This window comes from Streptomyces sp. NBC_00091 (assembly GCF_026343185.1).
Taxonomy (GTDB): domain Bacteria; phylum Actinomycetota; class Actinomycetes; order Streptomycetales; family Streptomycetaceae; genus Streptomyces.
In genome coordinates this window covers 5,181,538-5,207,789 of record NZ_JAPEMA010000001.1, presented here as the reverse complement: position 1 = coordinate 5,207,789, position 26,252 = coordinate 5,181,538, and the positions used below count along the sequence as shown (strand labels likewise).

19 protein-coding genes and 1 riboswitch are annotated in these 26,252 nt (G+C 73.4%); of the genes, 9 read left to right on the top strand and 10 right to left on the bottom strand.

Translation table 11 applies throughout. From position 1 onward, the window contains the following. Positions 1 to 21: 21 nt before the first annotated feature. From OOK34_RS24050 to ribD, 4 genes are read right to left on the bottom strand one after another with little or no spacing between them, the layout of a single operon-like run. On the bottom strand, positions 22 to 1,326 hold the full coding sequence (locus OOK34_RS24050; RefSeq protein ID WP_267035924.1) for a bifunctional 3,4-dihydroxy-2-butanone-4-phosphate synthase/GTP cyclohydrolase II: 1,305 nt from the start codon (positions 1,324 to 1,326) through the stop codon (positions 22 to 24). Beyond that, on the bottom strand, positions 1,323 to 1,976 hold the full coding sequence (locus OOK34_RS24045) for a nicotinamide mononucleotide transporter family protein (protein ID WP_267035923.1): 654 nt from the start codon (positions 1,974 to 1,976) through the stop codon (positions 1,323 to 1,325). The genes OOK34_RS24050 and OOK34_RS24045 overlap by 4 nt, the downstream gene beginning before the upstream one ends. Next, on the bottom strand, positions 1,973 to 2,596 hold the full coding sequence (locus OOK34_RS24040; protein WP_267035922.1) for a riboflavin synthase: 624 nt from the start codon (positions 2,594 to 2,596) through the stop codon (positions 1,973 to 1,975). The genes OOK34_RS24045 and OOK34_RS24040 overlap by 4 nt, the downstream gene beginning before the upstream one ends. Further along, positions 2,597 to 3,676 carry a bifunctional diaminohydroxyphosphoribosylaminopyrimidine deaminase/5-amino-6-(5-phosphoribosylamino)uracil reductase RibD gene (ribD, locus tag OOK34_RS24035; RefSeq protein WP_323183494.1) on the bottom strand — a complete coding sequence of 360 codons (1,080 nt, stop codon included), beginning with the start codon at positions 3,674 to 3,676 and terminating at the stop codon, positions 2,597 to 2,599. A 218-nt stretch (positions 3,677 to 3,894) separates the two neighbouring features. After that, positions 3,895 to 4,024, bottom strand: a riboswitch (FMN riboswitch). Between the two features lie 298 nt (positions 4,025 to 4,322). Here ribD and OOK34_RS24030 point away from each other — a divergent pair. Further along, a complete protein-coding gene (locus OOK34_RS24030; protein WP_267035920.1) occupies positions 4,323 to 6,680 on the top strand; it encodes a chitinase C-terminal domain-containing protein in 2,358 nt (785 codons plus the stop codon). 164 nt (positions 6,681 to 6,844) lie between these two features. After that, positions 6,845 to 7,582: an SDR family oxidoreductase gene (locus OOK34_RS24025; protein ID WP_267035919.1), complete on the top strand. Its 738-nt coding sequence runs from the start codon at positions 6,845 to 6,847 to the stop codon at positions 7,580 to 7,582. A gap of 10 nt (positions 7,583 to 7,592) precedes the next feature. Here OOK34_RS24025 and OOK34_RS24020 read toward each other — a convergent pair whose 3' ends face one another. Further along, complete coding sequence (locus tag OOK34_RS24020; protein WP_267035918.1) at positions 7,593 to 8,765, bottom strand: ROK family transcriptional regulator; 1,173 nt, start codon at positions 8,763 to 8,765, stop codon at positions 7,593 to 7,595. 54 nt (positions 8,766 to 8,819) lie between these two features. Here OOK34_RS24020 and OOK34_RS24015 point away from each other — a divergent pair, with 54 nt between their 5' ends. The 3 genes from OOK34_RS24015 to OOK34_RS24005 all read left to right on the top strand — a co-directional run bounded on the left by OOK34_RS24015 (position 8,820) and on the right by OOK34_RS24005 (position 12,258). Then, complete coding sequence (locus OOK34_RS24015; protein WP_267035917.1) at positions 8,820 to 10,034, top strand: MFS transporter; 1,215 nt, start codon at positions 8,820 to 8,822, stop codon at positions 10,032 to 10,034. Positions 10,035 to 10,115: 81 nt separating this feature from the next. After that, positions 10,116 to 11,504, top strand: coding sequence for a uracil-xanthine permease family protein (locus OOK34_RS24010; RefSeq protein ID WP_267035916.1), 1,389 nt, complete (start codon positions 10,116 to 10,118; stop codon positions 11,502 to 11,504). 76 nt (positions 11,505 to 11,580) lie between these two features. Then, the gene (locus OOK34_RS24005) at positions 11,581 to 12,258 is read left to right on the top strand and encodes a DUF5995 family protein (protein ID WP_267035915.1); all 678 of its coding nucleotides are present in this window, start codon (positions 11,581 to 11,583) and stop codon (positions 12,256 to 12,258) included. Positions 12,259 to 12,574: 316 nt separating this feature from the next. Here OOK34_RS24005 and OOK34_RS24000 read toward each other — a convergent pair whose 3' ends face one another. Beyond that, a complete protein-coding gene (locus tag OOK34_RS24000; RefSeq protein ID WP_267035914.1) occupies positions 12,575 to 14,272 on the bottom strand; it encodes an NAD(P)/FAD-dependent oxidoreductase in 1,698 nt (565 codons plus the stop codon). A gap of 58 nt (positions 14,273 to 14,330) precedes the next feature. Continuing rightward, positions 14,331 to 15,131 (bottom strand): carbon-nitrogen hydrolase family protein, encoded by an 801-nt coding sequence (locus OOK34_RS23995; RefSeq protein ID WP_267035913.1) that lies wholly within the window; start codon positions 15,129 to 15,131, stop codon positions 14,331 to 14,333. A 264-nt stretch (positions 15,132 to 15,395) separates the two neighbouring features. Here OOK34_RS23995 and OOK34_RS23990 point away from each other — a divergent pair, with 264 nt between their 5' ends. Continuing rightward, on the top strand, positions 15,396 to 16,103 hold the full coding sequence (locus tag OOK34_RS23990) for a GNAT family N-acetyltransferase (protein ID WP_267035912.1): 708 nt from the start codon (positions 15,396 to 15,398) through the stop codon (positions 16,101 to 16,103). Positions 16,104 to 16,244: 141 nt separating this feature from the next. Here the strand turns inward: OOK34_RS23990 and OOK34_RS23985 are convergent, their stop codons facing one another. From OOK34_RS23985 to OOK34_RS23975, 3 genes are read right to left on the bottom strand one after another with little or no spacing between them, the layout of a single operon-like run. After that, complete coding sequence (locus OOK34_RS23985; RefSeq protein WP_267035911.1) at positions 16,245 to 20,846, bottom strand: hypothetical protein; 4,602 nt, start codon at positions 20,844 to 20,846, stop codon at positions 16,245 to 16,247. Positions 20,847 to 20,897: 51 nt separating this feature from the next. Next, positions 20,898 to 21,353 (bottom strand): Lrp/AsnC family transcriptional regulator, encoded by a 456-nt coding sequence (locus OOK34_RS23980; RefSeq protein WP_007262967.1) that lies wholly within the window; start codon positions 21,351 to 21,353, stop codon positions 20,898 to 20,900. Between the two features lie 10 nt (positions 21,354 to 21,363). Continuing rightward, entirely contained in the window at positions 21,364 to 22,770 is a 1,407-nt protein-coding gene (locus tag OOK34_RS23975) for an amino acid permease (RefSeq protein ID WP_267036887.1), read from the bottom strand. A gap of 419 nt (positions 22,771 to 23,189) precedes the next feature. Between OOK34_RS23975 and OOK34_RS23970 the strand changes: the two genes are divergently transcribed. From OOK34_RS23970 to OOK34_RS23960, 3 genes are all read left to right on the top strand, one after another. Then, positions 23,190 to 24,218 (top strand): GDSL-type esterase/lipase family protein, encoded by a 1,029-nt coding sequence (locus OOK34_RS23970; protein WP_267035910.1) that lies wholly within the window; start codon positions 23,190 to 23,192, stop codon positions 24,216 to 24,218. Between the two features lie 115 nt (positions 24,219 to 24,333). After that, positions 24,334 to 25,263: an SCO0930 family lipoprotein gene (locus tag OOK34_RS23965; RefSeq protein ID WP_267035909.1), complete on the top strand. Its 930-nt coding sequence runs from the start codon at positions 24,334 to 24,336 to the stop codon at positions 25,261 to 25,263. A 98-nt stretch (positions 25,264 to 25,361) separates the two neighbouring features. Beyond that, positions 25,362 to 26,183: a LytTR family DNA-binding domain-containing protein gene (locus tag OOK34_RS23960; protein ID WP_267035908.1), complete on the top strand. Its 822-nt coding sequence runs from the start codon at positions 25,362 to 25,364 to the stop codon at positions 26,181 to 26,183. The last annotated feature ends 69 nt before the right edge of the window (positions 26,184 to 26,252 follow it).

Here is a 26,252-nt window from a genome sequence, read left to right as displayed (position 1 = left end):
GGGTGTGGTGGGTGTACGTGGTCACTGGTTGCCGCAGGCGGAGGTGGGCACGGCCCCCTCCAGCCAGGGCAGGTCGTGGCCCATCCGGTCCCGCTTGGTGCGCAGGTACCGCAGGTTGTGCTCGCCGGCCTCGACGGGCATCGGCTCCCGGCCGGCGACGGCGATGCCGTGCTGGACGAGGGCGTCGGCCTTGTCGGGGTTGTTGGTGAGCAGCCGGACGCTGCGGACGCCGAGGTCGGCGAGGATCTGGGCGCCGGCCCCGTAGTCCCGGGCGTCGGCGGGCAGGCCGAGTTCCAGGTTGGCGTCCAGGGTGTCGCGGCCGCGCTCCTGGAGTTCGTAGGCGCGCAGCTTGGACAGCAGTCCGATGCCGCGGCCCTCGTGGCCGCGCAGGTAGACGACCACGCCGCGGCCCTCGGCCTTGATGCGCTCCATGGAGGCGTGCAGCTGGGGGCCGCAGTCGCAGCGCTGGGAGGCGAAGATGTCGCCGGTCAGGCATTCGGAGTGCATCCGGACCAGGACGTCCTTGCCGTCGCCGACCTCTCCGTGGACGAGCGCGACGTGCTCGACCCCGTCGGCGGTGGAGCGGTAGCCGTACGCCGTGAACGCGCCGAAGGCGGTCGGCAGGCTGACCTCGGCCTCGCGGCGCACGGTGGGCTCGGCGGAGCGGCGGTAGGCGATCAGGTCCTCGATGGAGATGATCGTCAGGCCGTGCTTGCGGGCGAAGGGGATCAGCTCGGGCAGCCGCAGCATGACCCCGTCCTCGCCGGCGATCTCCACGATGGCGCCGGCGGGGCGCAGGCCCGCGAGGCGGGCGAGGTCGACGGCGGCCTCGGTGTGGCCGTTGCGGACCAGTACGCCGCCGGGCTTGGCGCGCAGCGGGAAGATGTGGCCGGGGCGGACGAAGTCGCCGGCCCCGGAGGTGCCGTTGGCCAGGAGGCGCAGGGTGGTGGCGCGGTCGGCGGCGGAGATGCCGGTGGTGACGCCGTGCTCGGCGCTCGCGTCGACGGAGACGGTGAAGGCGGTCTTCATCGACTCGGTGTTGTTCTGGACCATCTGCGGGAGCTCCAGGCGCTCCAGCTCGGGGCCCTCCATCGGGGCGCAGATCAGGCCGCGGCACTCGCTCATCATGAACGCGACGATCTCGGGGGTGGCCTTCTCGGCGGCGATGACGAGGTCGCCCTCGTTCTCGCGGTCCTCGTCGTCGACGACGACCACGGGGCGGCCCGCGGCGATGTCGCGGATGGCCTGCTCGACGGGGTCGAGGCGGAAGGTCTCCTGCGCGGCGGGCTCGGCCGGGTCCGGCACGGGCTTGAGGATGGTGGTCATGCCGTTGCTCCTTCGAGGGCCGTGGCGGGGGTGGTGCGCGAGCGCTGGTACCAGTCGTAGGCGCCCCACAGGACGAGCGCGAAGTAGACGACGTAGACGAGGCCGGAGAAGGCCAGGCCGCTGTTGAAGGCGAGGGGGACGCCGACGAGGTCGACGAGGAGCCAGGCGAACCAGAACTCGACGAGGCCCCGGGCCTGGGCCACCATCGCCACGATCGTGCCGACGAAGATGTAGGCGTCGGCCCACGGGCTCCAGGACAGGTTCGGGTAGACGGTGAACAGGCCGCCGACGGCGAGGGTGCCGGCCGCCGCTCCGGCGAGGAGCAGTCCGCGTTCCTTCCAGGTGGCGGTGCGCACGGCGATGGAGCCGTCCTGGGCGCTGCGGCGGCCGAGCTGCCAGGCGCGCCAGCCCCAGACGGCGACGGAGATCACGAGGAGCTGCTTGCCGATGCCGCCCGCGAGGTGGGCGGAGGCGTAGGCGGCGACCAGGATCAGGCCGGAGAGGAGCTGGGCGGGCCAGGTCCATATGGAGCGGCGCCAGCCGAGGGCGAGGGCGGCCAGGCCCATCAGGTTGCCGATCATGTCGGACCAGATGACCTTCTGGCCGAAGACCTCGAAGGCCTCGGCGTTGAGCCAGGTCAGGGCGGTCACTGGTCGGTCTCCTTCGCGTGGAGGGGGTTCACACCGGCGGCCAGCAGGCGCTCGACGTACTTCGCGAGGACGTCGACCTCGAGGTTGACCGGGTCGCCGCTCTGCTTGATGCCGAGGGTGGTTAGCGCGAGGGTGGTGGGGATGAGGCTGATGGTGAAGTAGTCGGCGGCGGCCTCGACCACGGTGAGGCTGACGCCGTCCACCGTGATGGAGCCCTTCTCCACGACGTACCGTGCGAGGTTCTCCGGGAGCGAGACCTTGACGATCTCCCAGTGCTCCGAGGGGGTGCGCGAGAGGATCCGGCCGGTGCCGTCCACGTGTCCCTGCACCAGGTGGCCGCCGAGCCGTCCGCCGAGGGCCATGGGGCGCTCCAGGTTGACCCGGGAGCCCTCGGCCAGTGCGCCGAGGCTGGAGCGGTTGAGGGTCTCCTGCATGACGTCGGCGGTGAACTCGCCGTCGGCGGTCTCCACCACGGTCAGGCAGACGCCGTTGACGGCGATCGAGTCGCCGTGCTTGGCGCCTTCGGTCACGACGGGGCCGCGCAGGCGGAAGCGGGAGGCCTCGGCGAGCTGCTCGACGGCGGTGACCTCGCCCAGTTCTTCGACGATTCCGGTGAACACTCAGTGCTCCTTGGGGGCGTTGGCGGGGACGGCGTGGACGGGTACGGCGGTGATGCGCAGATCGGTGCCGGTGCGGACGGCCTCGGTGATCTCGAGGCGGACCGCGTGGGCGATGTTCGTGATGCCGGCGCCCGCGAGGGCGGCGGGTCCGGCGCCGAGGAGGGCCGGGGCGATGTAGCCGACGACGCGGTCGACCGCCCCGGCCTCCAGGAAGGACCCGGCGAGGGTGGGGCCGCCTTCGAGGAGGACGGAGCGCACGCCGCGGGCGTACAGCTGCTCGAGGAGTTCGCCGACGGCGACGCGGCCGTCGTGCAGGGGCAGCCGGAGCACGTCGGTGCCGGGCAGGTGCCGGGTGTCGGCGTCCTCGCCGGTGACGAGCAGGGTGGGCGCGGCGTCGTCGAGGATGCGGGCGGCCGGCGGGAGGCCGGCGCGGGTGTCGAGGGCGACGCGCAGCGGCTGGACGGCCCCATCGATGCCGCGGACGGCCAGGTGGGGGTCGTCGGCGCGCAGGGTGCCGCCGCCGACGAGGACGGCGTCGGCCTCGGCGCGCAGCCGGTGGACGTCGGCGCGGGACTCGGGGGAGGTGATCCAGCGGCTGCTGCCGTCCTCGGCGGCGCTGCGGCCGTCGAGGGTGGCGGCGTACTTCCAGGTGACGTGCGGGCGGCCCAGGCGTACGGAGGTCAGCCAGGCGGCGTTGCCCTGTTCGGCCTCGTCGGCGAGGAGTCCGGCCTCGGTGGCGATCCCGGCGGCGCGCAGGGTGGCTCCGCCGCCGCTGGCCTGCGGGTTCGGGTCGGAGACGGCGTAGACCACGCGGGTGATGCCGGCCTCGATGAGGGCGCGGGCGCAGGGGCCCGTACGGCCCGTGTGGTTGCAGGGTTCGAGGGTGACGTAGGCGGTGCCGCCGCGGGCGGCCTCGCCTGCCGCGCGCAGGGCGTGGACCTCGGCGTGGGGGCCGCCGGCCCGCTGGTGCCAGCCTTCGCCGACGACGGCGCCCGTGGGGTCGGTGATGACGCAGCCGACGACGGGGTTGGGGCTGGTGGAGCCGAGTCCGCGGGCGGCGAGCTCGATGGCCCGGCGCATGGCGGTGGCGCTCGGGTCGGATGCTGCGTGCGCGGCGTGTGTCGCCACCGGGTCCTCCTGCCTCATCGGGCACGGACTCCGGGGCCTGTCGGGATACGACAGATGAAGCGGGTGAGCACACGCGGGGACGCCGAGGCCGGAGATACGGTCCGTCCGACACGTATCCGCTGGGGATACGCCGATGGACCGCCGACGGCGGCGTACCGGTGACTGGCCCGCCGCGCACTGCCTCCCATCCGGACTTTAACCGTCGGTCCAGGAATTTCACCTGGTCAACCGGCCGCTGGCTGCGGACGGGTCGCGGACTATACCGCCGGTTCGGAATTACACCGACCCCGGAGTGCGCTGCTACTGGTACTAGGGCCAGTGTGCCACGGGTGATCGGCGGCCATGCGAGTGAAGCGCTGTGGCCTGGCTCACAGACCGGCCGTTCTTGAGCGCCCCTATTGCGCCAACGGTGTCGCGATCCCTCCCCGCCCGGCTTTGGTCCAGACCTATTGACGGTTTGGTCTAGTCCTCTTAACGTTCCCTTCATCTTCCCCGGGAGCCGGCCTGCCGACGTGCGCACGTCACGGGCCAACCAGCGCCACTCTTCCGCCTGTTGCCGCACGTTGGCCCTGCCATCCTCCCCTCCCCAGGAGGCACCATGCCGTCCCCCACACGTATGAGAGCGATGCTCCTGGCATCCGGCGCCGCAATCGCCGGAATGCTGGTCGGCGGGCTCTCCACCGGCGTCTCCCATGCCGCCGACAACGAAAGCTGTCGCCCCGACGGGCTGTACAAGACGACCGGTGTCGACGTCCCGTACTGCTCGGTCTACGACTCCGAAGGCCGCGAGAAGATGGGCGCCGACCACCAGCGCCGCGTCATCGGCTACTTCACCGGCTGGCGCACCGGCAAGGACGGCACCCCCGCCTACCTCGCCAACAACGTCCCGTGGTCCAAGGTCACGCACCTGAACTACGCCTTCGCCCACGTCGGCGCCGACAACAAGATCTCGGTCGGGGCGGACAACGCGAACAACGCCGCCACCGGGATGACCTGGCCAGGAGTCGCGGGCGCCGAGATGGACCCGGCCCTCCCGTACAAGGGCCACTTCAACCTGCTGAACAAATTCAAGAAGCAGTACCCGAACGTCAAGACGCTCGTCTCGGTCGGCGGCTGGGCCGAGACCGGCGGCTACTTCGGCGACGACGGCAACCGGGTCGCCTCCGGCGGGTTCTACTCGATGGCCACCAACGCCGACGGCTCGGTCAACCAGGCCGGCATCGACACCTTCGCGGACTCCTCGGTGGAGTTCGTCCGCAAGTACGGCTTCAACGGCGTCGACATCGACTACGAGTACCCGACCACCATGAAGGACGCGGGCAACCCGCTGGACTGGCAGCTGTCCAACGCCCGCCGCGCCGGACTGGTCAAGGGCTACGACGTCCTGATGAGGACGCTGCGCGAGAAGCTCGACCGCGCCGGCGCCGCCGACGGCAAGCACTACCTGCTCTCCGTCGCCGCCCCCTCCTCCGGCTACCTGCTGCGGGGCATGGAGACGTTCCAGATGCAGAAGTACCTGGACTACGTCAACATCATGTCCTACGACCTGCACGGCGCCTGGAACGAGTACGTCGGCCCCAACGCCTCCCTCTTCGACGACGGCAAGGACGCCGAACTGGCGGCCGCGGGCGTCTACTCCACCTCCCAGTACGGCGGTGTCGGCTACCTCAACACCGACTGGGCGTACCACTACTTCCGCGGTTCGATGCCCTCGGGCCGGATCAACATCGGCCTGCCGTACTACACCCGCGGCTTCAAGAACGTGCAGGGCGGCACGGACGGCCTGTGGGGCAAGGCCCCCGCCACCAGCTGCCCGGCGGGCGCCGGTCTGACCAAGTGCGGTGACGGTGCGGTCGGCATCGACAACCTGTGGCACGACCTGGACACCAACGGCGTCGAGTCCCCGGCGGGCTCGAACCCGATGTGGCACGCGAAGAACCTGGAGAAGGGTGTCGTCGGCGACTACGTCACCAAGTACGGCTTCCCCGCGAACACCACGCTGACCGGCAGCTACGCCCGCAAGTACGACTCCACGCTGGTGGCGCCGTGGCTGTGGAACGCGCAGAAGAAGGTCTTCCTGTCGACGGAGGACGAGCAGTCGGTGGCCGCCAAGGCCGACTACGTGGTGAACAAGGGCATCGGCGGCACGATGGTGTGGGAGCTGGCCGGCGACTACTCCTACAACGCGGCCAAGGGCCAGTACGAGATGGGCGACACGCTCACCTCGCTGATGTACGACAAGTTCAAGGCGGCCTCCCCGTACGGCGCGAAGAAGGCGGGCGCCGCCCTGCCCGCGCAGGCCGTGGACATCAAGACGGAGTTCACCGAGTTCAAGCTGGGCGACTCCAACTACCCGATCACCCCGAAGCTCAAGATCACCAACAACACGAAGACGACGCTGCCCGGCGGCACCGAGTTCCAGTTCGACTACGGCACCTCGGCCCCGGCCAACGCCTCGGACCAGTCCGGCTTCGGCACGAAGGTGATCGCCACCGGCCACACCGGCAACAACATCGGTGGCCTGAAGGGCGACTTCCAGCGGGTCTCCCTGAAGCTCCCGGCCTGGCAGACGCTGGCCCCGGGCGCCTCGGTCGACCTGGCCTTCAACTACTACCTGCCGGTGTCCACGCCCTCCAACTGGACGGTGAACGTCTCCGGCACCACCTACGCCCTCGCCGGGGACCTGGCGCGCGGCACCACGGTGACGGAGCCCGGCGGCACCCAGCCCCCGACCACTCCCCCCACCACGCCCCCGACCACGCCCCCGACGACGCCGCCGACCACGCCTCCGGGCGGGACCTGCACCAACCCGGCGTACGTGGCGGGCACGGTCTACAACAGCGGGAACGTGGTCTCGCACAAGGGCCGCAACTGGAAGGCCCAGTGGTGGACGCAGAACGAGGAGCCCGGCACCACCGGCGAGTGGGGCGTCTGGAAGGACCAGGGCGCCTGCTGACCTGCCCTGAACGGATGTCCTGAACGGATGTCCTGAACGGATGTGAGGACCCGGTGGCCCGGCGGCCACCGGGTCCTCGCGCGTTTCCTCACGAGGGCCGTCACATTCCGGCGGGCTGTTCTGTCTCCTGGGAGTAGGCACTCCGGCAAGGAAGGACCCCCACCATGAGCACGATCCTCGTCACCGGCGGCACCGGCAATCTCGGGGCGCTGGTCGTCACCCGGCTGCGCGACCAGGGCCACGAGGTCCGGGTGCTGAGCCGGCACTCCCCCGAATTCCCCGTCGACCTGCGGGACGGCAGCGGACTGGACGCGGCCATGGCGGGCGCGGAGGTGGTGGTGCACTGCGCGAGCTCGCCGCGCGGCGGTGACGAACAGGCCGCCGGGCACCTGATCCGCGCGGCCCGCCGCAGCGGGACCGTCGCGCATGTCGTCTACATCTCGATCGTCGGGGTGGACGTGGTGCCGCTGGGCTACTACGAGACGAAGCTGCGGGTGGAGCGACTGCTGGAGGGGTCGGGGCTCGGGTTCACGATCCTGCGGACCACCCAGTTCCACGACCTGGTGGCCGAGGTGGTGGACAGGGTCGCCAAGCTGCCGGTGGCGCTGCTGCCGAAGGGCGTACGGGTACAGCCGATCGCCGTCGAGGAGGTGGCGGACCGGCTGGCGGAGCTCGCGGTCGCGGCCCCGGCGGGCCGGGTCGCGGACATGGGCGGCCCGGAGATCCGCACGCTGGAGGAGTGGGGCCGCAGCTACCTCGCGGCGAGGGGGCGCGGGCGCCGCGTGGTCCCGGTACCGCTCGCGGGCAAGGCGTACGGGGGCTTCCGCCGCGGCGGCAACCTGACGCCCTCCCGCGCGGTGGGCCGGACGACCTTCGCCGAGTTCCTGGAGCGGCGGGGCTGAGCGGGCCCCGTCAGCCCCCGAACAGGTCGGCCTGGGCGGCCTCGCGGGCGGCCAGGCGGGCGCCCTCCAGGACGGCCGGGCCGCCCAGGGCGGTGGCGCGGACCGCGGTCGGGACGGGGGTCAGGGTGGTGAGGCGGCGGGCGACGCGGGCGGCCAGGGCGGGACCGCCCGCGCGGCCCAGTTCCCCGCCGAGGACCACGCAGCCCGGGTCCAGGACGGCTGCGACGGCCGCCGCGCCGAGGGCGAGCCGCTCCGCGAGGGCGTCCAGGAAGGGTTCCCCGGCGGCGCCGGCGACGGCCTCCTCCACGGGCCCGGTGAAACCGTGCCCGGCCGCCAGGGCGGCCACCGCCGCGCGGCCGGCCAGGGCGTGGAAGCCGCCGCCGCAGTCGGTGGCGGAGGGCAGCCCGGCGGTGCCGGGTACCGGCAGGAAGCCGATCTCGCCGGCCCCGCCGGAGGCGCCCCGGCGCAGCCGCCCGTCCAGGACCACGGCGGCGCCGACCCCCGCGCCGAGCCAGAGCAGTACGAAGGAGTCCAGGTCCCGGGCGGCGCCGACGCGCTGCTCGGCCAGGGCCGCCAGGTTGGTCTCGTTCTCCACCACCACCCTGGCCGGCAGCCGCCGCTGGAGGGCGGCCACGAGGTCCCGGTGCCAGGCGGGCAGGCCGCCGGTGTTCCCCAGTTCCCCGCTGGCCGGGGCGACCAGGCCCGGCGCGCCGACGACCACGGTGTGCAGCGCGTCCGCGCCCGCCTCGCGGGTCAGCTCCTCCAGCCGGTCCACCGCCTCGCCCACGGCGTCGACGGGCAGGGCCGCCCGTGCCAGGGGCCGCCCGAGCAGGTCGGTGACGACGGCGGTCGCGCTGTCGGTGCGTACGTCCAGGGCGGCCAGGTGGGCCCGCCGGGCGACGATCCCGTAGAGGCGGGCGTTCGGGCCGCGCCGCTGCTCGCCGGACTCCCCCACGACCTCGATCAGCCCGGCCTCGCCGAGCCGTTCGACGAGGTCGGCGACGGAGGGGCGGGACAGCCCGGTGAGCCGCTTGAGCTGGGCCGCCGTCAGGGGACCCTCCTCCTGGAGGAGTTCGAGCGCGAGGCGGTCGTTGATGGCCCGCGCCGTGCTCGGCGAGGCGGGGGACGGCGCGGCCGACGCGGCGGCGGGGGTCAGCACCTTGGCAGGGGTCACGGCGCCCATCTTAGGGGGAAAGACCATTAACTATCAGGCAGGCTCCCTGATAGTTTACCGTCCATGACCCGGGAACCCGACCTCAGCCCGGCGCGCCTGCGCCATGCCCGCTTCGCGATCGCCGCCGTCTTCTGCGTCCACGGCGCGGTCACCGGCTCCTTCGCCACCCGCATCCCCTGGATCCAGGAGCACGCCCAGCTCGGCGCGGGCACCCTGGGCCTGGCCCTCGCCTTTCCCGCCCTGGGCGCGGCCCTCGCGATGCCGCTGGCCGGGCGGATCAGCCACCGCTACGGCGCCCGCGCCGCCCTGCGCGGCCTGCTCGCCCTGTGGACCCTGTCCCTGATCCTGCCGGGTCTCGCCCCGAACCTGCCGGCGCTGTGCTGCGCGCTCCTCGTCTACGGAGCCACCGCCGGCATGTCGGACGTGGCGATGAACGCCCTCGGGGTGGAGACCGAGAACCGGCTCGGCCGTTCCGTCATGTCCTCGCTGCACGGCATGTGGAGCGTGGGCGCGCTGCTCGGCTCGGCCGCCGGTACGGCCGCCGCGCACGCGGGCGCCGACGCCCGGCTGCACCACCTGATCGCCGCTGCGGCCCTGACGGCGGCCGGGCTGCTCGCCGTACGCGGGGTGCTGGACCTGCGGGGCGGGCGCGAGGAGCCGGCTCCCCCGCGCTTCGCCCGGCCCCCGAGGACGGCCCTGCTGATCGGCGGGGTGGGCTTCTGCGCGGTCTTCGCCGAGGGCGCGAGCCTGGACTGGTCGGGGGTGTTCCTGCGGGACGTGCTGGGCACGGGCGCGGGCCCGGCGGCCGCCTCCACGACCGCCTTCGCGCTGACCATGGCCCTGGCACGGCTGGCCGGGGACCGGGTGGTCGACCGGTTCGGGGCGGTGCGCACGGTGCGGGCGGGCGGGGTGCTGGCCGTCGCGGGCGGGCTGGTGGTGGTCGGCGTGCGGCATCCGGCCGCGGCCATGGCGGGCTTCGCGATGATCGGGCTCGGCATCGCGGTGGTGGTGCCCCTGGCCTTCGCGGCGGCGGCGCGCAGCGGTCCGGCTCCGGCGCAGGCCATCGCCGGGGTGGCGACGATCACGTACACCTCGGGGCTGATCGCCCCGTCGGCGATCGGCGCGGTGGCGGACGCGAGCTCGCTGGTGGCATCGTTCGGGCTGGTGACCCTGCTGGCCTGCGTACTGACCGCGGCGGCGGGCGTCCTGCGGCCGGAGCCGGTGCCGGGCGCGGGGGATCCCGCCAATCGGGACGAACCTGCCCCTATCCGGCCGTAATATAACCGCTGGCCCGCTGCGGTGATCGACCGGCAGGCGGCCAGGATCCTGGATCGGCCGACGGAACGGAAGTGGTGGGACATGGGCTTCGGCGTGCGCTGGACCCTGCACGGAGACGGGCGGACCCCCGCCCCCGGCGCGGTGGTACGGCCGGACGAGCGGCTGTCGTGGCCGCGCACCGCCGGGCTCGGCGCCCAGCACGTCGTGGCGATGTTCGGGGCGAGCTTCGTGGCTCCGGTCCTCATGGGCCTGGACCCGAACCTGGCGATCATGATGTCGGGCATCGCGACGGCCGTCTTCCTGCTCGCGACGCGCGGCCGGGTCCCCTCCTACCTGGGCTGCTCGCTCTCCTTCGTGGGCGTCGCGGCCGCGATCCGGGCGGGCGGCGGGGACAGCGGGGTGGTCACGGGCGCCGTGTTCGTGGTCGGCGCGGCGCTGTTCCTGGCGGGTCTGGCCGTCCAGCGGTTCGGGGCGCGGATCATCCACGCGGCGATGCCGCCGGTGGTGACGGGCGCGGTCGTGATGCTGATCGGCTTCAACCTGGCGCCGGTGACGGCCTCGACGTACTGGCCGCAGGACCAGTGGACGGCGCTGCTGACCATGCTGTTCACCGGGCTGGCCGTGGTGTGCCTGCGCGGCTTCTGGTCGCGCATCGCGATCTTCCTGGGCCTGGTCTTCGGGTACGCGATCTCCGGGGTGTTCGACCTGGTCTTCGGCAAGATCCACTCCACGGTGGGCGGGCCCGAGGCCGTGGACCACTGGCGGCTGGACCTCTCCGGCGTGGCCAAGGCCGACTGGATCGGGCTGCCGTCCTTCCACGCGCCGTCCTTCGAGTGGTCGGCGATCCTGATCGCGCTGCCGGTGGTGATCGCGCTGATCGCCGAGAACGCCGGGCACATCAAGGCCGTCGGCGAGATGACCGGCGACCCGCTCGACGACAAGCTCGGCACCGCCATCGCCGCCGACGGAGCGGCGTCCATGCTGTCCACGGCGGTCGGCGGCCCGCCGAACACCACGTACTCCGAGAACATCGGGGTCATGGCCGCCACCCGGGTCTACTCCACGGCGGCCTACTGGGCGGCGGCCGGTTTCGCGCTGCTCTTCGGCCTGTGCCCGAAGTTCGGCGCCGTCGTCGCCGCGATCCCCGGCGGGGTGCTGGGCGGCATCACCGTGATCCTGTACGGCATGATCGGCCTGCTCGGCGCGCAGATCTGGCTGAACGGCCGGGTGGACCTGCGCAATCCGCTGAACCTGGTGCCGGCCGCGGCGGGCATCATCATCGGTGTCGGCGGGGTGAAGCTGCAGTTCACCGACAGCTTCGAACTGGGCGGCATCGCGCTCGGCACGATCGTGGTGATCACCGGGTACCACGCGCTGCGCTACTTCGCCCCCGCGCACCTGAAGCAGCAGGAGCCCCTGCTCGACGCCGGCACCTCGGCCTACGACGCCGAGGGCGACAAGCGGGGTTGACGGGGTTTCGCCCGAACCGGCGAAGCGCACGGCCAAGTTCCCCACGCGGGCCGTCCCGGCTGGGACGCTGCCTGTCATGGAAGCGGTACTCGCGCGGATGCGCGCCCTGGACGAGCGGCTCCCCGCGCAGGACGGTGTGGCCGTCTTCAACCGCGTGTACATGACCGTGACGCAGACCCTGCACGGGCGGATCGGGCACGGGGAGTTCCCGGCGCCGCGACGGGCCGAGACGCTGGCCGTCCGGTTCGCGGAGCGCTACCTGACGGCGGTGGAGGCGGAGCGGGCCCCGGCCTGCTGGCGTCCGCTGCTCCAGTACCGCCGCCACCCGGGCGTGCGCCCGCTCCAGCACGCGCTGGCCGGGATCAACGCCCACATCGGGCACGACCTGGCCCTGGCGGTGGTGTCCACCTGCCGCGTGCTGAACTGCCCTCCGGCGGCCCTCGAAGCCGACTTCCACCAGGTCGGCGACACCCTGGTCTCCCTGGAGGAACGCATCCGGGAGGACCTGATGCCGGGCCCGGACCTGCTGGAGATCGCCGATCCGCTGACCCACCTGCTCGGCTCCTGGAGCCTGGAGCGCGCCCGCGCGGGCGCCTGGGCCTCGGCCCGCCTGCTCTGGACCCTGCGCCGCTCCCCCGACCTGGCGGAGGAGTTCGCGGAGTCCCTCGACGCGGGCGTGGGCCTGGTGGGCCGCTGCCTGCTGACCCCGACGGGCCGGAGGCCCACCGGGCGGGGCTGCGCGGCCGTCTGGTGACGCCGGCGCGGCCGGTGCGCTGCGCGGGGCGAGGTCCCCTACCCGCCCTTCGCCCGTTCCCCGGGGCGTTTGCCCCGGACCCCGCGCCTCAATCGCCGGCGAGGCTGAAAGATCCAGCCTCGCCGGCGATTGAGGCGCGGGCGCGGAGCGCCGTGTAGTGAGCCGCGCCCCGCGCAGCGGCCACCACCCGCAGACGGACAACCGACCCCAGCCCGGCCCGCGGCCCCGCCCGGCAACCGATGGCCGGAGGCCGACGCAGCGGCGCGAAGCCGGAGAGGCGCCCCGGCGCCGAGCCGCGCGAGCGGCGCGTGAAAAATCAGTCCTCGGGGAGTTCCACCGGGGCGATCTCGTCGTAGACGTCGCCCGGGCCGGGGTTGGTGGCGTCCGTGGAGCCGCCGAGGTGGTGCATGACGCCCCAGACCGCGTTCAGGGCGGTCTGGACGGCACCCTCGGCCCAGCCGGCCGTCCAGGAGATGTCGTCGCCCGCGAGGAAGATGCCGCGCTTGTCCTCGGGGAGGCGGTCCTGCATGAAGTGGGTGAACAGGCGCCGCTGGTAGCGGTAGTGACCCGGCAGGTTGGCCTTGAACGCGCCCATGAAGTAGGGCTCGTTCTCCCAGGACACGGTCACCGGGTTGCCGATGATGTGGCGGCGGATGTCGACCTTCGGGTAGATCTCGCCGAGGGACTTCAGCATGACCTCCATCCGCTCGTTCGCGGACAGCGGCAGCCACTTCAGGCTGTCGTCGCACCAGGTGTACGAGAGGCAGATGACGGCCGGCTGGTCCGGGCCGTTGTCCAGCAGGTAGGTGCCGCGGGTCATGCGGTCCGTGAGGGTCATCGACATGACGTCGCGGCCCGTCTCCTCGTCCTTGTCGAGCCAGAACGGCCGGTCGACGGGGATGAAGAGCTTGGACGACTCCATGTAGTGGGTGCGCTCGATCGCCGTCCAGTGGTCGATCGGGAAGAGCGTGTCGTCGCACTCGATCTTGGAGAGGAGCATCCAGGACTGCGCGGTGAAGATCGCGGCGCGGTACGTGCGGATGTCGCCGGAGGCGTCGGTGACGGTGATCCGGTTGCCCGCGGTGCGGTGCAGGCGGGTCACGGCCGGGCGCGGGGTGCCCTCGTGCAGGGTGGACAGCGAGGTGCCCTGGGCCCAGTGGACGATCTTCTCGGGCTCGCGCTCCCACAGGCGCAGCGGCAGCTGCTGCGAGCCGCCGACGATGCCGCGGTGGTGGTCGTCCGCCTCGGTGTAGACGACGCGCAGGATCTCCAGGATGGAGTTCGGGAAGTCGGTGTCCCAGCCGCCGGTGCCGAAGCCGACCTGGCCGAAGATCTCGCGCTTGCGGAAGGACTGGAAGGCCTCGGACTTGCAGAGGAAGCCGTAGAAGGTCTCGTCGTCGAGCTTCTCGACGAGCTTGGCCCAGATCTCGCGGATGCGCGGGACGTCCCGCTCGCGCATCGCGGTGTTCATGTCGGAGAAGTCGGCGCCCTCGTCGAGGCAGGCGTTCCAGGCGGAGGCCACGTCGCGGTAGATCTGCGGGAGGTCCGCGATGGTCTCCGCGTAGTGCGTCTCGCCCTTGAGGTCCACGACCGTGGAGGGGGTGGACTCGGCGAGCGGGTTCGGGAAGGGCTCCGTGACCAGGCCGACGAGGTCGATGTAGTGCTGGAGGGCCGTGGAGGACGGCGGGAAGCGCATGGCGCCCATCTCCGCGGTCAGGCCCTCGGTGCCGGCGCCCTCGAAGCCGACGGTCCGCAGCCGGCCGCCGATCTGGTCCGCCTCGTACACGACGGGCTTGAGGCCCATCTTCATCAGCTCGTAGGCGGAGATGATGCCGGACAGACCGCCGCCGATGACGGCGACCTCGGTGCCGTGCTCGGTCGCCGGTATCTGGCCCAGGCCCGCCGGGTTGGCGAGGAAGTCGTCGTAGGCGTACGGGAAGTCCGGCCCGAACATGGTGATCGGGGGCTGGCCGTCGCTGTGCGGGACGGCGGTGGTGGGCACCGTGGACGTCATGGGGGTACGTCTCCTTGCGGCTGAGCAGGCGGGGCGGGGAGGGCGGAGCGGGAGGGGCTTAGACGAGGGAGGCGTAGAGCCCCGGGCGGCGGTCGCGCAGGTACGGATTGGTCTCGCGCGAGGCCTTGAGCAGCTCGGGGTCGACCTCGCCGTACACCAGTTCCTCGGCGCGGCCGGCGCGGGTGCGGGTGACCCCGTCCGGGCTGGCGAGGCAGCTGAGGCCGACGAACTCGAACTCACCCTCGGGGCCGGTCCGGTTGACGTACGCGATGTACATCTGGTTCTCGAAGGCCCGTACGGGTACCAGCTGTTCGGCGACGAACTGGAACGGGTGCATCTGCGCGGTCGGGACCAGGAGGAGGTCGGTCCCGGCGAGCGCGTGGGCCCGGACGTTCTCGGGGAACTCCACGTCGTAGCAGATCATGATGCCGACGCGGAGACCGTTCAGGTCGGCCTGGACCACCGGGGTGTCCCCGGGGGTGAAGGCCTCCTGCTCGAAGCAGCCGAAGAGGTGGGTCTTGCGGTAGTTCGCCAGCCGGGTGCCGTCGGGGCCGATCAGCTGCGCCGAGTTGTAGACGGCGTCGCCGTCCCGCTCGGGGTAGCCGTACAGGACGGCGATCCCGTGGCGGCGGGCGATCCCGCCGATGGCGTGGGCGGACTCGCCGTCGGCCGGTTCGGCGAGCCCCGCGATGTCCTCGACCTCCAGCGCGTAGCCGGTCAGGAACATCTCCGAGGTCACGAGGAGCCCGGCCCCGCCCTGTGCGGCGCGCGCCGCGGCCTCGTCGAGCCGCTTCAGGTTCTCGGCGGTGTCGCCGAGCCGTCCGGAGCTCTGGAGGAGTGCGGTGCGCAGCGGGGGCATGGGCGTACCTCTGTGACAGGTGGGGTGGGGGTCGTAAAACGGTACGTTCGCGCGTTCGACCGGGACAAGCCGTGAGCGTTGCGCTGGGCGCATCGATTCGTTGCGCGTTCTGACCGATGTACGGCGAATCGTTGCGCGGGGCCCTTTCCCCGGCCGGGGCGTCCCCTGGGGGTGGCCTCGTCGGTGTCGGCGAAAACCAGCTGCTTCCCGGGGCCGGCGGGGCATAGCCTGCCGCCGTTCCCCCATGGAAGGACCCCGCACCGCATGTCCACCGAGAACCCCGCCGCCCAGCTGGACAACCCGGTGTGGGCGGCCCTGAATGGCCCGCACCGCGCCTTCGCCGAGTACTCCGGGCGCGGGGCCGCCCGCTACGTCCCGGACGCGAACCCCTTCGCCGCCCTCGCCGACCCGGCCGACCCCGCCGCCTGGGCGGACCTGGCCGCGCTGGCCGGGCCCGGCCAGGAGGTGTGGCTGACCGGCCTGCCCACCCCGCCGCCCGACTGGAAGACGGTGCTGTCCATCCCCGGGGTCCAGCTGGACGGCCGGGCGGTACGGGCCGAGGCCGCGCCGGAGGCGGTCCGGCTCGGCCCCGCCGACGTCGCGGAGATGACGGCGCTGGTGGAGCTGACCGAGCCGGGCCCCTTCCTGCCCCGCACCGTCGAACTGGGCACGTACCTCGGGATCCGGCACGAGGGCCGGCTCGTGGCGATGGCCGGGGAGCGGATCCGGCCGCCGGGCTGGACCGAGATCAGCGCGGTGTGCACCCACCCGGACCACCGCGGCCAGGGCCTGGCGGCGCGGCTGATCCGCGCGGTGGCCGCCGTGATCCGGGAGCGCGGCGACCTCCCCTTCCTGCACGCGGCGGCGGACAACACCAACGCCATCCGGCTGTACGAGTCGATGGGCTTCACCCTGCGCCGCGAGCCGGTGTTCATCGGCCTGCGGGTCCCCGAGGCCGATGATCACTCGTAACACGGTTTAACACGGGGTTCATTGAGTGCCACGGGCCTCTCCCGTAGCGTCGGCGGAACGGGAGCCGGGGCGGAGGCAGACGGCCGTGGCGATGAACACGCAGCAGATCAGCGGTCGTCGGGCCTGCGCCCCGCTCCCGTTCTACCGCCCGGTCGCCGCCCAGGCCCGGGCGAACAGTTCGTGCGGCGGCAGCGGTGCGAGCAGGCGCAGGAGCGGCGCGTGCAGCGTCGTACCGGAGGCCGACGCCAGATGGGCGGCCAGCTTGGCGTGCTCCACCGGGAGGTGCGGGGCCTTCAGCTCCGTCCACTGGTCCGGGAGGAAGAGCGTGCGTCCCGCGCGGGCCCGCTTGTCGCTCTCCACGGCGCCGGAGGCGAGCAGCTGCGCCTGGGCGGCCTTGTGCCGGGCCGCCGTCCAGCCGTTCCAGCGGCGGACGGACCGGTCCGTCGGGCGGGCCAGGGCCAGCAGCTGGAGGTACAGGGCCGCGGCGTCCGCGCCCACGCCCAGGGCCTCCGCGACCTCCGCGACCAGTTCGGGAGCGCTCAGCGCCGGGTTCGCCTCGTAGCCGCCCTCGGGCACGGGGGTGTCGGCGGCGCGGGCGGCGAGCCGGGCGAGGCCGTCGAGGAGGTCCCGGTGCCGGCGCAGGACGGTCAGCAGATAGCCCTCGCGCACCGTGGCGGCCACCCGCTCGGCCCGCTCCATCCGCTCCGGGTCGGCGAAGGCGGCCGGCCGCAGGAAGCTGTCCCCGCTGGGCACCGCCACCACGAACAGCCCGTCGTCATGGACCGTGGAGGTCCCGGCGGCCCCCTCCCACAGCGGCTGCGGGCAGGGCAGGACGGTCCCCTCGTACGGGGTGAACGCCGGGTCGGTCTCCGCGACGCCGGCCAGCTCCTCGAAGAAGCCGCCCAGGGGGACGAGCGCGCCGGGGCCGTCCAGCTGGGCCCGCAGCCTCCCGTACAGGCCGAGGGCGCCCCGGGCCGCCGGATCCCCGACGGGCCGCTCGGTCAGCGCCCAGGCGATCACCGAGGCGGCCTGGTGGTGCGCGGGCCACCGGGAGTCCACCCAGTCCCCGGCGGCGCCGTCCGGCCCCGCGTGGTGGAGGTGGATCCCGCCCGTGCGGGTGCCGGCGAGGACCAGGCCGTCCTCCCCGAAGGGCGCCTCGGCGGGGGCGCGGCCGGCGGGCAGGGCCCGGGCCCAGGGCAGGGGCAGGCCCAGGTCGGCCTCCAGGGCGGCGGCCAGCTCCTCGTCCACGTACTCCTCGGCGCCCAGCAGCCCCGTCCAGACGGCGGCCATCCGCTCGGCGGCCCGGATCGTCCCGTCCGGCTCCCACAGCTCGGCCACGTCCTGCGGCAGGCCGGCGGCGAGGACCGCCCGCCGGCCCGCGTCGCCGAGCCGCCGCGAGAGCTCTCCGTACTCCTCGGCGAGGGTCTTGTTCGCCTTGAACGGGGCGGAGGCGAGCAGTTTGAGGTGCTCGCGGTGGTTGTCCCGGCCCGGGAACCCGGCGAGGATCAGGGCCGCGACGGGGCCCCGGACCCCGGTCAGCCGTGCGAAGGCCTCCCGCGCGGCGGGCGCCACCGCCAGCGGGCCCCGCTCGGCGAGCAGTTCCAGCAGCCGGGGCAGGCGTACGGCGTCATCCTCCTCGACGGTGGAGGTCACGCAGTCCTCGGCGCCCTCGGGGGCGGGGTCGGCGGCCCGCTGGAGGAACCGGGCGAGGCCGTCGCGGACGGCGCCGGAGGCCAGGGTGTGCCCGGCGGCCCGGCAGGCGGCCAGCGCGTCCTCCCGGGCCCGGCCGGTACGCCAGCTCCCACCCGCCTCGGCGAAGGGCTGCCCGCTCCAGGTCTCCAGCAGCGCGGCCAGCGCCGTCCGCTCCTCGTCGGGGGTGGTCGCGACGGCGGCCCGCCAGGCGACGGCGCCGATTCCGCCGACCAGCGGCTCCCAGGTCTCGGGGGCGGCGGGCCGGGCCAGGACGCGGGCCTCGTCGCCGATCTCGCCGCGCAGGTGGCGCCCGTCGGCGGCGACGGCGGTGAGCAGCGCGGGCTGCGGGGCGAGCGCGGGCTCGTCGTAGCGGCGGTGGCGGTAGGGGACGAGGTGGTACAGGGCGGGGGCGAGCACGGAGTCGGTCACTTCGGTGCGCAGGGAGACGACCGGCGCGGCCCGCATCACGGCTACCCGCCGGGCGAGTTCGCGCAGCCGGCGCAGGACGTCGGCGGCGAGCCGGGCGGCCCGGTCGACTCCGTCGGCGATGCGCGGTTCGAGGCGGCCGGGCAGGGCGGGGGCCGGGTCTCCGCCGACGGCGGCTTCGAGCAGGGCCCGTACGGCGGTGTCGTCCACGGCGCGCAGGGCCTTGGAGGAGGTCTCGCAGCGCGGGGTGAGGAAGTGCCAGAAGGCGGGCGGCGGGACGGGGCCGGCGCCCTCGCCGAAGCCGGGGGTGCGGCGCCGGTCGGAGCCGGGGAAACCGTGCACCTGCCACAGGAGGGAGTTGTCCTCGGCGGCGTGGCAGCGGACGGCCTCCTGGCCGACGAGCACCGCCTCCTCGCCGCCCTGGGGCATGCGGATGACGGCCCAGGGCTTGCGGCCCAGGCGCCGGCTGCGGTAGGTGGCGCGGCGGCCGTCGACACCCTCCAGCGTGAACTCGGTGGGCGAGGGGCCCTTGTAGGGGGTGCGGTTGAGGACCCGGAAGCCGGTGAGGCGGCCGTCCTGGCCGAGCGGGGAGGCGGGGGCGTCCGCGGGCAGGGCGGCGAGGGTCTGGCAGGAGTACTCGAAGCGCTCCGTGCCGGGCGGGAGTCCGGTCAGGGTGTGGAACTCCGGCGGGGTGGTGTCGGTGCCGGCCCGGCCGGTGTGCGGGTCGACGCGGGTGAGCACTTCGCGGGAGCCGAGGCCGCCGGTGCTCCAGTGGTGCCGGCCGTCGGTCATCTGGAAGTCGTAGGAGCCGACTCCCTCGCGGCCGCCGGGCCGCAGGACGAATCCGCCCTCGTGGCGTCCGCCGCCGTCCGGGGTCTCGAAGTGGTAGCCGAGGCCGCCCTGGATCATGCCGCCGTAGCGGCGCAGGCCGAGCTTCTGCTCGGGCTCGAAGACCTCGTCGGGGCGGTCGGACCAGAAGGCGAGCTCGCCGAAGGAGCCGTTGGACCTGTCGGTCCAGGCGACGAGGAACTGTCCGCCGACGTAGTGCACGGTGTGCCCGCCGGCGCCCTCGGGCAGCCGGAAGGCACAGGAGGCGCGCGGTCCCGCGTGGTCGACGGTGACGGCCCGGTCGGGCCCGTAGACGGTCAGGAGGGGCCAGGTGCAGGTCACGCCGGTGACCTCGGCGGGGCCGCCGAGGCCGGCGACGGCGTCTTCGAGGGCGGGCCAGCCGTATTCCTCCGGCAGTCCGGCGCGCAGGGCGCGGCCGAGCGGGCCGGTCAGGTCGGGTTCGGCGAGGGCCTCGTCGATGCCGTCCAGGGCGCGGGCCGTGGGCCGGTCCAGGAGGGTGCGGAGCTCGTCGACGGCCTCGTCTGCCGCGGCGAGGCCGCCGCCGCGCAGGGCGGCGAGGAGGCTCTCGACGCGGCCGTGCACCTCGGCGGTGATGCCGGCGTTGCGCGGGAGGCGGCTGATGGCGGTGCCGCCGCCGCGCAGGGCGGAGTGGACGGTGCCCTCCAGACGGGGGCCGAAGACCGGGTCGGCGGCCAGGGCCTTGAGGTCGCGCCGGGAACGGCCGTCCCAGAACACCAGCCCGACGGCGACCCCGGGGTCCGCGACGGCGATGCCTTCGGCGAGGCAGGCGTCGAGGAGGTCGGCGTCCAGGCCCCGGTAGCGGTAGCGGTCCTCGTGCAGCCGCAGCGGGGCCTCGCAGGCGCGTAGCCGGGGGGCGAAGAGGGCTAGCAGGCCGAAGAGTTCGGCGGGCATGGGCTGGCGCATGACGCCGCCGCCGTGGCGGCCGTGCGCGTAGCGGCCGGCGTAGCGGGAGAACCATTCGGTGAGGCCGCCCTCGGGGACGATCCGCCCGGCCGCGGCGGCGTCGGCCGCCCCGCAGCCGAGGAGCAGGCGCAGCCAGGAGGAGGCGTCGCCGCGGCTCTCGGGGAACAGGTCGAGGAGCAGGGCCGCGACCTCCTGCGCCGGAGGGTGGGCGGCCAGCAGGGGCGCGGCGGCGTCCAGCAGCCGGTCGGGGACCTCCTTGCCCCGCGCGGCGCCGAGTACGAGGCCCAGTACGCGGGCCTCCTCGGCGGTGTCCAGGCCGGCGGCGCGCGCCGAGAGCCGGACGCGGCGGGCCAGGTCGGCGGGGAGTTCCCCGGGGGACGCGGCCCAGGCGTGCAGGACGCGTACGTACTCCTCGTGCGCCGGGCCGGGCTCCAGGGCGGTGGCCAGCCAGGCCTGGTGCCCGCTGAGCTCGGTGGCGGGCAGGGCCCCGGCGCGGGCGAACAGCAGCACGTTGGCCCGGTGCCAGTCGGGGTCCACGGGGAGGCGGTGGGTGCGCTCGGCCTTGCGGGCCAGGGCGTAGGCGCGGGCGGCGGAGCGCAGGTGCCAGCCGATGAGCTTGTGGCCGACGGTGTCCCAGAACCAGGGCAGATGGGCCGGTTCCAGCTCCCGTACCCGCCGCTCGAGGCCGTCGACGAAGCGGCCGGGCTTCTCGTAGGCCCGGTGGATCGTGCCGCAGACCTCGTCGAACAGCGCGACGGCCGCCGGCTCGGCGCCGGGGTCGTGGGCGCGGGCCCAGTCGGTGTAGACGGTCGAGGTGTGCGGGTCGGCCGGCAGCGGGATCTGGATCTTCATGCGCCCGATCCTGACACGGCCGTCTGACAGGCCCGTCTGACGAGCCCCGGATCAGGCGGGCGCGCCGGAGGTGAAGCGGCGCAGGAGGGGGGAGAGGACGAGTACGGACTTCGTGCGCTCCACGAAGGGTTCGCCCGCGATGCGCTCCAGGACGCGCTCGAAGTGCCTCATGTCGGAGGCGAAGACCTGGACGAGGGCGTCCGCGTCGCCGGTGACGGTCGACGCGGACACCACCTCGGGGTACCGCTCCAGCCCTCGCCGGATGTCGTCCGGCGAGGTGTTGTGGCGGCAGTAGATCTCGATGAAGCCCTCGGTCTCCCAGCCCATCGCGGCGGGGTCCACGCGGACGGTGAAGCCGGTGATGGCGCCTTCGGCGCGCAGCCGGTCCACGCGCCGCTTCACGGCGGGGGCGGAGAGCCCTACCTCGGAGCCGATGTCCGCGTAGGAGCGGCGGGCGTCCTCGGCGAGGGCGTGCACGATGCGTTCGTCGAGATCGTTCAGTCGCACTGCGGGCGGATCACTTCTCTGCTGTGGCCACTTCTTCCGTGGCCAGTCGGGAGCGGCGGATGCCGTACAGGAAGTAGAACACGAGGCCCGCGGCCATCCAGCCACCGAAGACCATCCACGTGGCCATATCGAGGCTGAACATCATGTAGCCGCAGGCGATGACGCCCAGGATCGGGGTGACGGGGAAGAGCGCCACCTTGAAGGTGCGCGGCATGTCCGGGCGGGTCCGGCGCAGGATGACGACGGCGACGTTGACGAGGCCGAAGGCGAAGAGGGTGCCGATGCTGGTGGCGTCGGCGAGCTTGCCCAGCGGAATGAAGGCCGCGAGGACGCCGCAGAAGAGGGAGACGATCACCACGTTGGCGCGGGGGGCGCCGGTCTTCTCGTCGACCTTGGCGAAGACCTTGGGGACGAGGCCGTCGCGGGACATCGCGAAGAGGATGCGGGTCTGGCCGTAGAGGACGGCGAAGACGACGGAGAAGATCGCGACGACGGCGCCGGCGGCGAGGACCACGCCCCAGACGCTGGTGCCGGTGACGTCGGTCATGATCTGGGCGAGCGCGGCCTCGGTGCCCTCGAAGTCCTGCCACGGCATGGCGCCGACGGCGACGAAGGCGACGAGCACGTAGAGGACGGTGACGATGGCCAGCGAGAGCATGATCGCGCGCGGCAGGTCCTTCTTCGGGTTCTTGGCCTCCTCACCGGCGGTGGAGGCGGCGTCGAAGCCGATGTAGGAGAAGAAGAGGGTGGAGGCGGCGGCGCTGATGCCGGTGATGCCGAGCGGGGCCAGCGGGGTGTAGTTGCCGGCCTTGATGCCCATGACGCCGATGCCGATGAAGAGCAGCAGGGTGACGATCTTCACCGCGACCATGATCGAGTTGACCCTGGCGCTCTCCTTGGCGCCGCGCATCAGGAAGACCATCGAGAGCAGGACGACGACCAGGGCCGGCAGGTTGATGAACCCGCCCTCGCCCAGCGGTGCGGAGACCGACTCGGGGATGGTGACGCCGATGGTCCCGTCGAGGAACTCGTTGACGTACTGGCCCCAGCCGACGGCGACGGCCGCGACGGAGACGGCGTACTCCAGGACCAGGCACCAGCCGCAGATCCAGGCTATGAGCTCGCCCATGGTGGCGTACGCGTACGAGTACGAGGAGCCGGAGACCGGCACGGAGCCGGCCAGCTCGGCGTAGGACAGGGCCGAGAACAGGGCGGTCAGGCCCGCGATCACGAAGGAGATCGTCACGGCGGGGCCGGCCTTGGGGGCGGCGGTGCCGAGGACGACGAAGATGCCGGTGCCCAGGGTGGCGCCGATGCTGATCATCGTCAGCTGCCACATGGTGAGCGAGCGGCGCAGCGAGCCGCCCTCGCCCTGGCCGCCCTCGGCGACGAGCCGCTCGACCGGCTTGCGCCGCATCAGCGGGTTCACGGGCTTGCGCGTCTCCTTGGAGAGCGCGGGTGCCTGGCCCTGATCGAGCACGAGGGGACTCCTTTGACACTGCGGATGGGGACGGTTCGGGCGTCGACCGCAGCGGTCCGGAGCAGTTGGCAGACAGGGGTGAGCCCGTCTGGGCATGAGGGGACCGCCGAGCAGGCGGTCCGCGCCACTCCACGTACAGGGGGTGAGCCTACGAGCTGAGTGATACCGCCCGTAATGCACCATCCTTGCACATTGGCGGACGATCGTTGCGCGGATCTGCTCGAGGTGGTCGTTTGTTGCGCACGGATGATCGATCGCTGCATAAGTCCCCCGGACCCCACCCTTGACACTGCGTCAGAACTGTCGCAGCGTGCCGCCATGGATCCGCACCCGCTGCGACGAGCCGGAGGCGAAGAGTGACCCCACCCGTGGCACCACCACCCGGCCCCGACGGGCGGTGGCAGGACCCCGGACCCTTCCTGCGCGGGGTCTCCTGGCTGGACGGGGGCCGCCCGGTGCGCGCCGACCCGGCCGACACCATGCGGCTGCCCTGGGACACCGGCGAGCGCGCCACCCTCCCCATAGGGGTGCGGCTGGAGTTCACCACCCGGGCGGCGCACGCGGTGGAGATCCGCTACCGGGCCACCGTGCCCGGCCCCACCGACGCGCTGCGCGACCTCTCGCACGGCTTCGCCCTGTGGAACCGGCACGGGCTGCTCACCGAGGTGTTCACCGAACCCGCCGCGGAGTCCGTCGTACGCCTCGAACTGCCCCGGCAGAGCGGGCCGTTCACCCTGCACCCGCCCGAGGGGCAGTCCCCGCGGATCCTGGGGCTGCGCGGCATCGGCGGGGAGCTCGCCCCCGCCCCCGGGGCTCCCCGCTGGGTGGTGCACGGGGACTCCATCACCGAGGGCTGGTGGTCCACCCGCCCCGCCCACGGCTGGCCCTCGGTCGTCGGCCGGGCCCTGGGCTGGGACACGGTCAACCTCGGCTACGCCGGCGCCGCCCGCGGGGAGCTGGCCACCGCCGAACAGCTCGCCGCGCTCCCCGCCGACGTCCTCACCCTCGCCTTCGGCACCAACTGCTGGTCCCGCGTGCCCTTCACCGCCCCGCTGCTGTACGAGACCACGCGCGTGTTCCTCGACCTGGTCCGCCAGGGCCACCCGCGCACCCCCCTGCTGCTCCTGTCCCCCGTACTGCGCCCCGACGCCGAACGCACCCCCAACCGCCTCGGCGCCACCCTGGGCGCGCTGCGGGACGCGATGGAGCGGGCCGCCCGGGACCGGATCGCCGCCGGGGACGGCCGGCTCGCCCTGCTGCCGGGCCGGGACCTGCTCGGACCCGAGCACCTCGCGGACGGACTGCACCCCAACGACGCCGGACACCAGGTCCTCGGCCTCGCTGTGGTCACGGCCCTGCGCCGGGCCGGGTTCGACGGAAGGTGAGTGAAACACGCCATACCAGTCCCGCTGAACGGTTCGCTCCCGTGCCGCCGTGTCCTCCACACGTTGCCGAGGTTCCGGCGACGGGCACGGCAGACACCACACGGGAGAGAACACCATGGACATCAAGCGCGGAACTTCCCTGGCTGCGGTCGCGGTCGTCGTCGCTCTCGCGGCGACGGCCTGCGGCGGGAACGACAAGGCCGACGCGACCAAGCCGGCCGGAGCCGCCTCCGTCCAGGCTCCCGCCGCGGACAACTACGGCAGCGAGAAGCCCGCCCAGCAGGCCGGCGACGCCAAGCCGGCCGGGCAGCTGGCGATCGCCGCCACCGACCAGCTGGGCTCGGTGCTCACCGACAGCGCCGGTTTCACCCTGTACCGCTTCGACAAGGACACCGCCAAGCCGCCCACCTCGAACTGCGACGGGGACTGCGCCAAGGCCTGGCCGGTGGTCGCGGCCGGCGAGGTCACGGCCGCCGCGGGCATGGACCCGGCGCTGCTGGGCGAGGTGGTCCGCAAGGACGGCAGCAAGCAGCTGACGGTGGCGGGCTGGCCCGCGTACCGCTTCGCCAAGGACACCAAGGCGGGCGACCTGAACGGGCAGGGCGTCGGCGGCACCTGGTTCGCCTTCGCCCCCGACGGCAAGAAGGCCGCGAAGGCGGCCCCCGCCCCCGCCGGAGCGGGCCAGACCTCGGGCGCCCTGACGGTGGCCAAGGACCCCAAGCTCGGCGACCACATCGTCGACGGCAACGGCATGACCGTCTACCGCTTCAAGCCGGACACCGCCTGGCCCATGGTCTCCAAGTGCGAGGGCGACTGCGTGGCCAAGTGGCCGGTCGTACCGCCGGTGGACAAGGCCAACGCCAAGGGGATCATCGAGAAGAACTACCTGGTCCTGGACCGCCCGGACGGCAAGAAGCAGCAGACGGTGAACTGCTGGCCCGTGTACACCTTCACCGGCGACAAGAAGGCCGGCGACACCAACGGCCAGGGCGTCGGCGGCACCTGGTACGCCGTCGCCCCCGACGGCACCCTCATCACCAAGTAACCCCCCACAACCGGAACCGCGCGGTCCCTGCCCTCCTCCCCCCTGGGCGGGGGCCGCGCTCCGTTTGCGGGGGCCCGGGCCTTCCCTAGACTCGCCCCATGCTGCGCGTACTGGCCGTCGACGACGAGAAGCCGCTCCTGGAGGAACTCCTCTACCTGCTGCGCTCCGATCCCCGGGTGCTCAGCGCCGAGGGCGCCTCCGACGCCACCGAGGCGCTGCGCCGGATCACCCGGGCCCTGGAGAGCGGACCGGACGGGCCCGACGGGATCGACGTGGTCTTCCTGGACATCCAGATGGCCGGGCTGACCGGGCTGGACATCGCCCGGCTGCTGGCCGGGTTCGCCCGGCCGCCGCTGATCGTGTTCGTCACCGCGCACGAGGGCTTCGCCGTGCAGGCCTTCGACCTCAAGGCGGTGGACTACGTACTCAAGCCCGTGCGGCCGGAGCGGCTGGCCGAGGCCGTCCGCCGGGCCCGCGCGCTGCTCGGCCGGCCCGGCCAGCCGCAGACGCAGGAGGCGCAGCCGGGCGGGCCGGCGCCGCGCCGCCCGGCCGCCGAGCCGGCCACCGTCGGCGCCGCCGACCGGGCCCCGGAGCAGATCGCGGTCGAACTGGGCGGGGTCACCCGGTTCGTGGCGATCGCGGACATCGCGTACGTGGAGGCCCAGGGGGACTACGCCCGGCTGCACACCGACGAGGGCAGCCACCTCGTACGGATCCCGCTGTCCACGCTGGAGGAGCGCTGGGCGGCGCGCGGGTTCGTCCGGATCCACCGCCGCCACCTGGTGGCGCTGGCCCGGATCGACGAACTGCGCCTGGACGCGGGCACCACCAGCGTCCGCGTGGGCTCGGCGGAACTCCAGGTCAGCCGCCGCCACGCCCGCCAGCTCCGGGACCTCCTGATGCGCCAGGCCACCGGCTAGAGAGTGCACCTTGTGCCGGAATGCGGTATATGCCTGATCCGCCCATACTGAAGAGGGGCGTCGAAGGAC